The 12258-nt window shown below is 74.7% G+C and carries 10 protein-coding genes; 1 reads left to right on the top strand and 9 read right to left on the bottom strand.

Annotation, left to right across the window (positions count from 1 at the left end; all coding sequences use genetic code 11):
• Positions 1 to 86: 86 nt before the first annotated feature.
• Positions 87 to 851, top strand: a complete 765-nt coding sequence (locus tag ABTX81_RS10460; RefSeq protein ID WP_350542899.1) for a sporulation protein — start codon at positions 87 to 89, stop codon at positions 849 to 851.
• Between the two features lie 40 nt (positions 852 to 891).
• On the opposite strand, the gene ABTX81_RS10455 is transcribed toward ABTX81_RS10460, so the two are convergent.
• From ABTX81_RS10455 to ABTX81_RS10415, 9 genes are all read right to left on the bottom strand, one after another.
• On the bottom strand, positions 892 to 2667 hold the full coding sequence (locus ABTX81_RS10455) for an LCP family protein (protein WP_350542897.1): 1776 nt from the start codon (positions 2665 to 2667) through the stop codon (positions 892 to 894).
• Positions 2668 to 2891: 224 nt separating this feature from the next.
• Positions 2892 to 3746 carry an HAD family hydrolase gene (locus tag ABTX81_RS10450; RefSeq protein WP_350542895.1) on the bottom strand — a complete coding sequence of 285 codons (855 nt, stop codon included), beginning with the start codon at positions 3744 to 3746 and terminating at the stop codon, positions 2892 to 2894.
• Between the two features lie 92 nt (positions 3747 to 3838).
• Positions 3839 to 5113, bottom strand: a complete 1275-nt coding sequence (gene serS, locus ABTX81_RS10445) for a serine--tRNA ligase (protein WP_350542893.1) — start codon at positions 5111 to 5113, stop codon at positions 3839 to 3841.
• A gap of 523 nt (positions 5114 to 5636) precedes the next feature.
• Positions 5637 to 6572, bottom strand: coding sequence for a prephenate dehydratase (gene pheA, locus ABTX81_RS10440; RefSeq protein ID WP_350542891.1), 936 nt, complete (start codon positions 6570 to 6572; stop codon positions 5637 to 5639).
• Between the two features lie 149 nt (positions 6573 to 6721).
• Entirely contained in the window at positions 6722 to 8086 is a 1365-nt protein-coding gene (gene efeB / locus ABTX81_RS10435) for an iron uptake transporter deferrochelatase/peroxidase subunit (RefSeq protein ID WP_350542889.1), read from the bottom strand.
• A 12-nt stretch (positions 8087 to 8098) separates the two neighbouring features.
• Positions 8099 to 10192 carry a FixH family protein gene (locus ABTX81_RS10430; protein ID WP_350542887.1) on the bottom strand — a complete coding sequence of 698 codons (2094 nt, stop codon included), beginning with the start codon at positions 10190 to 10192 and terminating at the stop codon, positions 8099 to 8101.
• Between the two features lie 11 nt (positions 10193 to 10203).
• Positions 10204 to 10713 (bottom strand): copper chaperone PCu(A)C, encoded by a 510-nt coding sequence (locus ABTX81_RS10425; RefSeq protein ID WP_350542885.1) that lies wholly within the window; start codon positions 10711 to 10713, stop codon positions 10204 to 10206.
• A complete protein-coding gene (locus tag ABTX81_RS10420) occupies positions 10710 to 11390 on the bottom strand; it encodes an SCO family protein (protein ID WP_350542883.1) in 681 nt (226 codons plus the stop codon). The genes ABTX81_RS10425 and ABTX81_RS10420 overlap by 4 nt, the downstream gene beginning before the upstream one ends.
• A 103-nt stretch (positions 11391 to 11493) precedes the next feature.
• On the bottom strand, positions 11494 to 12255 hold the full coding sequence (locus tag ABTX81_RS10415) for a YcnI family copper-binding membrane protein (protein WP_350542881.1): 762 nt from the start codon (positions 12253 to 12255) through the stop codon (positions 11494 to 11496).
• Between the last annotated feature and the right edge of the window lie 3 nt (positions 12256 to 12258).

Below are 12258 nucleotides of genomic sequence, written 5' to 3'. Positions count from 1 at the left end.
ACGGCGGCCTGGCGTTCCTTCGGACGACCGGCGATCCGCTCGGGCGGAGCCCGGCCCACACCCCTTGATGCGAGGAGAGCGTCCCCATGGTGTTCAAGAAGCTGCTCGGTGCCCTGGGCGTCGGCGGTCCCGGCGTCGACACCGTCCTGAGCACGCCGGTCGTGCAGCCCGGCGGGACGATGGCCGGCACGGTCGAGCTGACCGGGGGGACGGTCGAGGCGGACATCCGGGGGATCACGCTGACCCTGGTCGCCCGGGTGGAGATCGAGCACGAGGACGGCGAGAGCACCGGCGTGTACCCGTTCGCGCGCTTCTCGGTGACCGCGCCGCTGAAGCTGGCGCCGGGCGAGAACCGCTCGATCCCGTTCGCCGTCCAGGTGCCGTGGGAGACGCCGGTCACCACCATCGCCGGGCAGCACCTGCACGGCATGCAGCTCGGGGTGCGCACCGAGGTCGACATCGCGGGCGCGCTGGACAAGGGCGACTCCGACCCGCTGGAGGTCGAGCCGCTGCCGGTGCAGCGCCGGATCCTGGAGACCCTGCTCCAGCTGGGCTTCCGGTTCCGCTCGGCGGACCTGGAGGCCGGGCACATCCGCGGCACCGGCCAGACGCTGCCGTTCTACCAGGAGATCGAGTACTCCTCGGCGCCGCAGTACGCGCACGCCTGCAACTCGCTGGAGGTCAGCTTCGTGACCACCGAGGGCAAGGTCGAGGTCGTCCTGGAGGCGGACCGGCGCGGCGGCCTGTTCGGCGGCGGCGGGGACGTGATCCGCACCCATGTGGTCGGCCACGGCCAGGCCGACGAGGACCTCACCGGGCTGGTCGACGGCTGGATCCGCGCCGCGCTCTGAGCCCCTCCGAGCCGCCCCGCCGGTGCGCCCCGCCCGGCCGTCAGCCGTAGGAGACGTTGCTGCAGATGTCGTCGTCGGCGGACCTGGCCTGGCTGACCACCTCGGTGGGCAGCCGGGCCGGGGCGGCCGGCGGCGCGGCGGCGGCCGGGGAGGGCGCGCCGCCGGCGGCCCCGGCGGCGTAGTCCAGGCCGAGCCGCACGCTGATCCCGGCCTTCGGGCCGGGGGCCACCGCGGCGCCCGGGAACAGCGCGGCGACCTTCTGCGCGTTGGTCCGCTGCCCGGCCCCGTACTCGACGGTGGTGGTCGCGGGCCGGGCGCCGCCGCGCGCGGTGGCCGTCGCGGCGACGGTGACCCGGGCCGCCCGGAGCGTCTCGGCGGCCCGGGCGGCCAGCCCGGGGGTGCCGGTGCCGTTGTGGACGGTGACCCGGATCGGCGCGCCGTCGGCGCCCAGCGTCGGGGGCGGAGGGGGTGGCGACGGCGGGGACGGTGCGGGCGGTGCGGCGGGCGGCGCGTCCTGCTGGTGGCCGGTGGCGTCCTGGCCGTCGATGGTCCGGTCGGCCTGCAGGGTCCGCCACAGGGTGTCGACCGCCGGGTGCACCAGGTCGATCCGCGCGCCGTTGTAACGCCAGGGCGTGGTCAGGAACTTGACCTCGTGCAGATCGATGTCCTTGAGCGTGAGCGCGAAGTCCACCAGCTTGGCGGCCGAGTCGAGGCCCGGGTCGACGGTCATCGACCGGGTGGCGGCGTCGGCCAGCGGCAGCAGCGTGCCGGGGTTCAGCCCCTTGCTCTTGATCCGGGCCAGCAGCGAGGCGAGGAAGGCCTGCTGACGCTTCATCCGTCCGATGTCCGAGTCGTCACCGATGCCGTGCCGGAGCCGGACGTAGTCCAGCGCCTGCTGCCCGGAGACCCGCTGGCGGCCCTTGGGGAGCACCACCTTGCCCTTGCGGCCCAGGTTGGGGTTGATGTTCCCCTCGTGGACGGCGTTCGGCAGGCAGACGTCGACGCCGCCGACGGCGCCGGTCATCGCGGCGAAGCCGGCGAAGTTGACCTCGATGGTGTGGTCGACCCGGATGCCGGTGAGCTTCTCCACCGTGTTCTGCGTGCAGGCCGGGTTGCCGGCCCGGTAATTGCCCACGGAGAAGGCGGAGTTGAACATCTGCCCGGGCTGCTCCCGGGTCCAGGTGCCGTTCGGGAGCTTGCACCGGGGGACGGTCACCAGGGCGTCGCGCGGGATCGAGACGCCGACCGCGTGCCGGTGGTCGGCGTGGACGTGCAGCAGGATCGTGGTGTCGGAGCGGGCGCCGCCCTCGTTGCCGCCGCCGAGGTCGCTGTTCCCCCCGGCGCGGGAGTCGGAGCCGATCAGCAGCAGGTTGACGGGCCGGTGGCCGTGCGCGTCGGCGGTCGGTTCGGGCGGGCGGTCGGGGGCGATGGCGTCGGGGTCGAAGGACCGGAGGTTGCCGCTCAGCCGGTAGTAGACCGCGCCGCCGGCGCCGGCCAGGGCCACCAGTACCCCGGCCACCGACCAGGCGATCAGCCGCCGGGCGCCGCGCCGGCCGTCCCTGGGCCGGCCCTGCGGGGCGGCCCGCCGGCGGGTCCGGGCCACCCGGTTCGGCACGGCCCGGCCCTGCGTCGCGCGGTTCTGCGCCGTCAGGTTCTGGCCGGCCCGGCTCCGGGCGGCGCGGCGGGCCTCGGCCCGGCCGCCGGTGCGCGGCACCGGGAGGAGGCCGGGGGCGTCCTCGGGAGGTTCGGTCCGGACGCCGCCGGCGTGCCGACGCCCGGCCGGATCCGGCGGGCTCTGGTCCCACTGGACTGACATGGCGCGCACCTCTCAGCGGCGGAAGCGGGCAACCCTGGGAGCATACAAACTCCGCCGGTGCCGCCCGGCCGCCGAGGACGGCCGCACCCCCGCCGACCCGCGGCTTCGCCGCGGCGGCTCACCGCAGGGTCACTCCAACGGCTGAACCGGCGGGGGCCGGAAGGGGGTTCACCCGGCGGGGAGGGCCGGGCCGGTGGTGCGGTGGGCCCGGCGCGGTGGGCGCGTCAGAGCAGCCCGGCCGGGTACAGCCGCTCCAGCACGGCCGCGACGCCGTCCTCGTCATTGCTCAGGGTGACCTCGTCGGCCACCGCGAGCAGTTCCTGGTGCGCGTTGGCCATCGCGACGCCGTGCCGCGCCCAGCCGAACATCGGCACGTCGTTGGGCATGTCGCCGAAGGCGATGGTGTCGGCGGCCCTCACCCCGAGCCGGCGGGCGGCGATGGACAGCCCGGTGGCCTTGGAGAGGCCCAGCGGCAGCAGCTCGACGATGCCGGCGCCGGCCATCACCACGCCGACCAGGTCACCGGCCGCGCGGCGGGCGGCCTCGGCGAGGGCGTCGTCGGACAGGCCGTGGTGCTGGATGTACAGCTTGCTGATCGGGGCGGTGAGCAGCTCGTCCTTCGGGGTCCGGACGACCGGCAGCTCGGAGCCGATCTGCAGCTCGTAGCCGGGGCCGGCCAGCACGTCGCCCTCCAGGCCGTCCTGGTTGGCGGCGACCGCCAGCGGGCCGGTCTCCTCCTCGATCCGCTCGATCGCGAGGGCGGCCAGCCGTCGGTCCAGGGTGAGCGAGGTGAGCAGCTTGTGCGCGCCCGCGTCGTAGACCTGGGCGCCCTGGCCGCAGACGGCTATGCCCCGGTAGCCGATCTCGTCGAAGACCGGGCGGGCCCAGACGGCCGAGCGGCCGGTGACGATGATGTGCAGCGCGCCGGCCGCGGTGACGTCGGCCAGCGCCGCGCGGTTGCGTGCCGAGACGCTCTCCACGCTGTTCAGCAGGGTGCCGTCGAGGTCGGTGGCGACCAGCCGGAAGGGCAGGCCGTCGCCGTCCGCGGGGGAGACGGGGCTGGGGCTGGTGGTGCTCATGGGCCGTGGTCTCCCGGGAGTTGCTTCGTTACGGCGTCCGCGTCGCCGCGGTGCCGGCCGGTTCCGGTGCCGGAACCGGCCGGTGCCGGTCGTTACTGGGCCGGCGTCAGGACGGTGCGGCCGCCGAGGTAGGGGCGGAGCGCCTCGGGGACGACGACCGAGCCGTCGGCCTGCTGGTGGTTCTCCAGGATCGCCACGATGGTGCGCGGGACGGCGACCAGGGTGCCGTTCAGCGTGGCCAGCGGGCGGACCTTGCCCTCCTCGCGCATCCGGATGGCGAGGCGGCGCGACTGGTACTCGGTGGTGTTGGAGGTCGAGGTGACCTCGCGGTACTTGCCCTGGGTGGGGATCCAGGCCTCGATGTCGAACTTGCGCGCGGCCGAGGCGCCGAGGTCGCCGGAGGCGACGTCGATCACCCGGTAGGGCAGCTCCAGGGCGTTGAGGAAGTCCTTCTCCCACTGGAGCAGGCGGCGGTGCTCGTTCTCGGCGTCCTCGGGCGTGGTGAAGACGAACATCTCCACCTTCTCGAACTGGTGGACGCGGATGATGCCGCGGGTGTCCTTGCCGTAGGTGCCGGCCTCGCGGCGGAAGCAGGACGAGTAGCCGGCGTAGCGCAGCGGCAGCTTGTCGGCGTCGAGGATCTCGTCCATGTGGTACGCCGCGAGCGGGACCTCGCTGGTGCCGACCAGGTAGCGGTCGTCGCCCTCCAGGAAGTACACGTTCTCGGCGGCCTGGCCGAGGAAGCCGGTGCCGTCCATGGCGGCCGGGCGGACCAGGGCCGGGGTGATCATCGGGGTGAAGCCGGCGGCGGTGGCCTGGGCGATCGCCATGTTGACCAGGGCGAGCTCCAGCAGCGCGCCGACACCGGTCAGGTAGTACGACCGGGCTCCGGCGACCTTGGCGCCGCGCTCGGTGTCGATCGCGCCCAGCAGCTGGCCCAGCTCGACGTGGTCGCGGGGCTCGAAGCCCTCGGCCGCGAAGTCGCGCGGGGTGCCGATCTCCTCCAGGGTGACGAAGTCCTCCTCGCCGCCGACCGGGGCGGCCGGGTCGATGAGGTTCGCCAGCGAGCGGAGCAGGCGCTCGGCCTCCTCCTTGGCCTCGCTCTGCTCGGCGTCGGCGGCCTTGACCTCCGCGGCCAGCTCCTTGGTGCGCTGGAGCAGGGCGGCCTTCTCCTCGCCCTGGGCCTTGGCGACGAGCTTGCCGAGCGACTTCTGCTCGTTGCGCAGCTCGTCGAAGCGCGTGCCCGAGGACCGGCGGCGCTCGTCGGCGGAGAGGAGGGCGTCGACCAGGTCGACGTCCTCGCCACGGACGCGCTGCGAGGCGCGCACTCGGTCAGGGTCCTCACGGAGCAGGCGAAGGTCAATCACGGGCCCAAGCCTACCGGGCGGTGACCTGTCCACCGGTACCGGTTTTCCCCTGGGGATAACTCGCTCCAGCCTGTGGATAACCGTGGTGGACAACCGCCCGGACCCAGGTTATCCACAGGCTGGGGCCCTGGGCTGTGGATCGCGGGGCGGCGCCGGTGGACAACGGATCGAACCAGGGAATTCAAGTTTCAAACCTGAATTGACCTTCTCGGGTGAGCGAATTGAAGCACTCGGACGGGTGATTTGCTGGCACCCGGGTGACTCTGGTCCGATTAGTCATCTCTGCGACGCAAACCGATGATCCGACCGAAACGTGCAGTGGCTATACCGGTTTGTCGACTCATCCCCAGGCCTGTGGATAACTCGGGCCTGTGGACAGCGCCCACCCCTGTGGACAAGCCCCGCACCCGGGCGGCCGCCCTGTGGACGGCCGCCCGGCGGGGTGGAAAACGGTTCGAAAAGGACGGATGACCGCCGAATGGCGCCCGGATGTCCGGGTGGACCCGGACGACCCCGGGTGGACTCAGACGTCCCCGCGGCCGTCGAGGCAGCGCGAGAGCCAGTCCGCGGCCGCGCCGAAATCCGCGTCCGAGGTCCCGGGCCGCTGGTGCGCCGACGCCTGCTGGTCGGCCCGCGGATAGGAGCCGAGGAAGCGCACCTGCGGGCAGATCCGCTTGAGGCCCATCATCGCCTCGCCCACCCGGCGGTCGCTGAGGTGCCCCTCGCAGTCGATGAGGAAGCAGTAGTTGCCCAGCCCCTCCCCGGTCGGCCGGGACTCGATCCGCATCAGGTTGACCCCGCGCACCGCGAACTCCTGGAGCAGCTCCAGCAGCGCGCCCGGGTGGTCGTCCGGCAGCCAGACCACCATCGAGGTCTTGTCCGCCCCGGTCGGCGAGGAGACCCGCCCGGGCCGCCCCACCAGCACGAACCGGGTGGTCGCGCTCTGTGCGTCCACGATGTCCTTCACCAGCGGGTCGAGACCGTAGATCGGCGCCGCGAACTCGCCCGCGAACGCCCCGTCGTAGCGGCCCTCGGCCACCAGCCGGGCGCCGTCGGCGTTCGAGGCGGCGGACTCCCAGTGGGCGTCCGGCAGGTTGGCGGCCAGCCAGCGGCGTACCTGTGCCTGGGCCACCGGGTGGCTGGTGACGGTCTTGATGTCGGCCAGCGTGGTGCCCGGCCGCACCAGCAGCGCGAAGGTGATCGGCAGCAGCACCTCGCGGTAGATCATCAGCGGCGCGCCGGAGGCCAGCTCGTCGTTGGTCGCGGTGACGGCGCCTTCGACCGAGTTCTCGATCGGCACGAACGCGCCGGACGCCCCGCCGCCGCGCACCGCGTCCAGCACCAGCTGCACCGAGGACATCGGCACCAGCTCCCGGGTGGCCGCCTCCGGCAGGGTGCGCAGGGCCGCCTCGGTAAAGGTGCCCGCCGGCCCGAGGTACGTGTAGCGGGTTGCCGACATGACGCCTCCAAGGGGAACGGGACCTGTGGGAAAGAACGGCGGAACGCCGAAAGGAGTCACCTTAGCCACTCCGTCCCCCTCCCGTGCCAGCGTTCCGCTCCGTGGGCGGAGGACGTACGAGCGGTGGACAGCCGAGCGGCCCGGCCCGGTCAGTCGAGCAGCGTCTGCCCGACGTACCCGCCCCGCGGCGCGCCCGGCGGGACGGCGTACACGCCGCTCGCCTCGTGCCGCAGGAAGCGCGAGAGCCCGTCGCCCCGGGCCAGTTTGCGCTGCACGGGGGTGAACCCCGTGCGCGGGTCGGCCTGGAAGGCGAGGAAGAGCAGCCCGGCGTCCGGCGAGCCGTCGGCCAGCAGCCCGTCGTGGTACGAGAACCCGCGCCGCAGCATGGCCGCCCCGCCGTTGGCGGCCGGCGCGGCGACCCGGATGTGCGCGTCCGAGGGGATGGCCAGCGCCCCGTCCGCCCCCTGGGCGGCGAGGTCCACCGGGGCCCGCTCGCCGGCGTCGTCGGGCGCGCCGAGCGGGGCGCCGTCCGACTTGCGCCGCCCGATCACCCGCTCCTGGCGGTCCACCGGCAGCGCCTCCCAGTTGTCCAGCAGCATCCGGATCCGCCGGAACACCAGGAAGGAGCCGCCCGCCAGCCAGGCCGGCTGCTCTCCCCCGCCGGCGACGAACACCTTGGCCGCGAAGCCGTCCTCGCCGGGCCGCGGATTGTTGGTGCCGTCGATCTGGCCCATCAGATTGCGCCCGGTCATCGGGCGGGCAGTGGCGCCGGGCGTCCGGGAGAAGCCGGACATCTGCCAGCGCAGCGCCGCCGTGCCGGCCGCCTGGCGCTGCAGCACCCGCAGGGCGTGCACGGCGACCAGCGCGTCGTCGGCGCCGATCTGCACGAACAGGTCGCCGTCCCCGCGCGCCGGGTCCAGCGCGTCGGCCGGGAAGGCGGGCAGCGGCTCCAGCCCGGCCGGGCGGCGGTCGGCCAGGCCGGCCTTGTCGAACAGGCCCGCGCCGAAGCCGAAGGTGACGGTGAGCGCGCAGGGGCCGGCGTCCAGGGCGACCTGGTTCTCGAACTCGTCGGCCGGCTCGCCGGCGGCCATCCGGGCGGCCGTCCGCGACCAGCGCCGGAGCAGCGACCGCAGGCCGTCCCGGCCGACCCCTCCGGCCAGGTCGAAGGCGGCCAGCTGGACCCGCGCCTGCTGGGGGTCGAGGATCCCGCCCTGGTGCTCGCCGTGGAACTCCACCCGGGCGGCGCCGAGGCCGCCGGCCGGGTCCTGGGCCTGGGCCGGCGGGCGCTGCGGACCGGGCCGGTCCGCAGCCAGGGCCGCGGCGGCGCCCGCGCCCGCGCCGACCACCAGGCCGGCCCCGGCGGTGCCCAGCAGGGCCCGCCGGGTGAAGCCGGCGGGCCTGCCGTTGCCGGTGCCGGCGTCCCCGGCGTTCGCGTCCCCGGCGTTCGCGTCCCCGGCGATCGCGGTCCCGGCCTGGGCGGTCCCGGTGGGCCCGGTCCCGGTGCTGGTGTCCATCAGGTGGTCCGCCTATCCGATCTTCAGCTGCTTGATCTCCGTGGTCTGGTCGATGTCGGAGGATCTGACCACCACCGACACCACCCAGTCCCCGGTGAGCGGCAGCTGCGCCGTCCCGGTCCAGCGCCCGGTGCCCTCGGCGGTCAGCGGGACGGTGAGCGGGCCCAGATCGCGGTCCGGCAGGGTGAAGGCGAGCTCCACCTCCGGCACCTCGACCGGCTGCCCGTCCGTGCCGTCCAGCTTCAGGTGCACCTCGTTGGAGCCGGTGCCCGCCGGGTTGAGGGTGACCGTCGCGGTGCCCTTGGCGTTCGGCGTGCGGCCCTTGGTGTCGTACGGGAGCTTGAGCTCCATCGTCCGGCCCGGCACCGTCTGCCCGGCGGACGCCCCGCCGGTGGCGGCGCCGGCCGCCGGGGCGGTGCCGTTCGCGGCCGCGACCTCGCCGGCCACCCGTCCGGGCGGGGCGTTGGTGAGCAGCGTGGTGGCGACCAGCACGGCCACCGCGACGGCCGCCTCGATCAGCACCGAGCGGCGCAGCCCGGCGCGGGCCGGGGTGAGCCCGCGGTCCCGGTCGGCGTTCGCCCGGGCGGCCCGCTGCCGGGCCAGCTGGGCCCGGCGGACCGGGTCGTCGGAGTCCGTGCCGCCCTCGTCCACGCTCCCGTCCACACTCCCGTCCACGCCGGGGCGGGCGCCGGTGCCGCTGTCCGGGCCGGCCGCGACGGCGACCGCCGCCGGGACGACCTCGGCGGCCTCCTCCGGGGTGGCGCGCAGCCGGGCCAGTCGGCCGCGGGACATCCAGGCGGCGCCCAGCATGGCGATCACACAGCCGGTCTTCACCAGCAGCAGCCGCCCGTAGTCGGTGCCGGTGAGCGCGCCCCAGCTGCCGACGCCGCGCCAGGACTGGTAGACGCCGGTGCCGGCCAGCACCACGACGGCGCCGAAGGCGAGCTTGGAGAAGCGGTCGGCGACGTCCGCGCCGATCCCCTCGCGCAGTCCGATCAGCAGGGCCGCCAGGCCGCCCAGCCAGAGCGCCATCGCGACCAGGTGGAGCATGCCGAGCGGCAGCGCGAGCCAGACCTGGATGCCCACCGAGGCGTGGTCGGCGCCGGCCCAGGTCGCCGAGAGCGCGACGGCCAGCACCAGTCCGGCCACCCCGAGGCCCAGCCGGGCCTCGCGCTGCGGGCGTTCGGCGGCGCGCCGCTCCAGCTCCCGCAGCTCGGCCTCCTCGCCGTCGGCCGCACCGTCGGCCGCACCGGCCGCCGACCCGGTCCCGGTCCCGGTCCCGGCCCCGGCGGGGCGGGCGGGCGGCTGTCCGAGCTGGCCGACCAGCAGCGACAGGAACACCCCGCTCGCCGCGAGCAGCAGCAGCCGGGCGGCTAGCGCGGTGCCGATCCGCTCGTCCAGCGTGCTGCGGACCAGCGACAGGTCGAAGGCCTTGGCGATCCCCGAGCCCCGCTCGTACGGGCCGCGCAGCATCAGCACCGCGACGGTGGACACCAGCAGCGCCACCCAGCCGCTCATCAGCAGCCGCTGCACCGGGCGCCGGGCCGCCCCGGCCGGCCAGCAGAGCAGCACGAAGCCGGCCGCGCCGGCCAGCAGCGCGAACGCCCCGTAGGCGACGGCCCGGCCGGTGCCGTAGAGCGCGGCGACCAGGCCGTCCGCCTCGGCGTTCTGCAGCGCGGTGGTGGAGACGGTGGTGGCCGAGGGCGCGCCGATGGAGAAGGTGAACGCCCCGCCGATCGGGTGCGAGTCGTCGGAGACGGCCCGCCAGGCGACGGTGTAGGTGCCGTCGGCGAGCCCGCTGCCGAGCCCCACCCGGGCGGTGTTGTCCTTGCCGTCGGCGTGTGCCGGGCCGCCCGCGTCCACGGCCTTGCCGGCCGGGTCGAGCACCCGCACCGAGTCCGCGGAGAGCGAGACGGCCTCGCTGAAGGTCAGCGTGACGTACTGCGGCGCCGTGGGCAGGACGGCGTTCTGCGCGGGGTCGGTGGACTGCAGGGCGGCGTGCGCGGCGGCCGGTCCGGCGCCGGCGAGCAGCAGCGCGAGGACGGCGCCGAACACGCCGATCAGCCCGGCGATCCGCCGTCCCCACAATCCCGGTGCGATCAGCATCGTGCGGTCCCTTACTGCTGGCCGGGGCGGTAGGTGAGCTCCTTGACCGGCACCTTGACCGAGATGGTGCCGGTCCGGGCGAAGGTCAGGTCGAGTTCGAGCTCGTCGCCGAGCGCGGGGGCCTTCTGCCATCCCATGATCATCAGATGGGTGCCGCCGCGGGCGAGCTGCAGCGCGCCGTGCGCGGGGACGTCCAGTTTCTCGACCTGCTCCATGGTGCTGGCCGTGGAGCGGTGCATGGTGACCGAGGAGGCGCCGGGGCTGGAGACCTTGACCAGCTCGTCGCCCTGGCCGCCGTCGTTGCGCACCGTCAGGTAGCCGGCCGCCATCCCGCCGGCCGGTGGCAGCGGGATGTAGGAGTCGGCGACGCTCAGCCGGGCCGGGGTGCCGCTCGCGGTCGCGGCGGCGGCACCGTCCTGGCCGCCGGTCCCGCAGGCGACCAGGAACGCCCCGCCGCCCAGTGCCGTCGCCAGCGCCGCCCCCGCGAGGGCCGTGCGGCGGAAGCCGAGGGAGCCCTTCACGCGGCGACCCCCTTGGCGAGCAGCGGCAGGTCGTGCTCGAAGGTCTTCACGTCGGTGCCGCTCAGGTAGAGCAGGTGGGCCTTGTCGTCCGACGGCAGGAAGGCCAGCACCTGGGCGCCGTGCGTGGAGGTGACGGTGCCGTCCCCGTTGACCACCGGGTCCTCGATCAGGATGCCGAGCGCCTTGGCGGCCGCCTTCACCTTCCCCAGGTCCCCGGTCAGGCCTATGAAGTCGCTGCCCATCGAGTCCAGCCAGGTGCGCAGCACCTGCGGGGTGTCGCGCTGCGGGTCGGTGGAGACGAAGACGACGTCGACCTTCTGCCGCTCCTCCGGGGAGAGCTTCTTCATCGCCACGCCGATGTCGCCCATGGTGGTGGGACACACGTCCGGGCAGCTGGTGTAGCCGAAGAACAGCAGGGTGGTCCTGCCGTTGGTCTTCTGGCGCAGGTCGTACGGCTGGCCGGAGGTGTCGGTCAGCTGGAGGTCCGGCTTGTCGAAGTGCTTGCCGAGCACGGTGCCCTCGTAGGGCGAGTCGGACTTCTGCTGGACGACCTTGGCGGGGGAGGCGGAACCGCCGCCGTCGGAGCCGCAGGCGGTCAGGGCGAGCGCGGCGGCCAGCGCGACGGCGACGGCGCCGGCCGTCCGGGCGGAGCGGGGGGTGCGGGCGGTGCGGGGCATGGGAGAGGTCCGATCGTGTGCGGTGGATGACCGGCGGGGCCGCGCCCGGGACGCGGGCGAGGGCCCGCGACGGGTGCCGGGCGCGGGCCCCGCCGGTGCTGGGTCAGGAGGCCGAGCCGCTGCTCTTGCGGCGCAGGCCGAGGACGCCGACGGCGGTGCCGATCACGCCGACCACGATGCCGACGACGCCGAGCACCCGGGCGGTGGAGTCACTGGCCTTGTCGTCGGCCGCGGCGGTCCCGCCCTTGGCCGCGTCGCCGTGGCCGTCGGCGGCGGCCGACGGGGCGGCGGAGGCGGCCATCCCGTGGTCGTCGCCGCCGGCGGCCTTGGTCAGCTTCAGCACCGGGGCGGGCTTGGCCGGCTCCGGCTGGCCGTCCTTGGCCTCGTCGATCCAGCGGACCACGTCGCCGTTCTCGTAGCTCTGCAGCGCCTTGAAGACCAGCTTGTCGGCGTCGGTCGGCAGCGGGCCGAGCGAGACGCGGAACTCCTGGAACTGGCCGGGGGCGATCTTCACCCCGGCGTCGGCGGTCCAGGTGATCTTGGAGACGGCCTCGTTGACGTCGTTGCCGTGCACCTTGATCGGCTTGTCCAGCTTGGCCTTCTCGACGGTCGCGGTCCAGCCCGGCAGCGGCTGGGTGCGCACGGAGGCCAGCGGGTGGTCCAGCGGGAGGTTGACCTCCAGCTTCACGGTGCCGGCGGCGTCGTTCTCGTTCGGGACCCGGAAGTCGACGGCGGTGTAGCCGCCCTGCTCGGCGCTGCCCGGGTTCACGGAGACGTGCGCGGAGGCGGGGCCGGCCAGCGCCAGCACGGCGGCGGCTGCGGTGAGGGCGACGGCGGCGGTACGGCGGGCGGGAAGGGAACGCATGGG

It is taken from the genome of Kitasatospora sp. NPDC097605 (assembly GCF_040302725.1).
Lineage (GTDB): Bacteria > Actinomycetota > Actinomycetes > Streptomycetales > Streptomycetaceae > Kitasatospora.
This window is presented reverse-complemented; position numbering and strand designations above follow the sequence as displayed.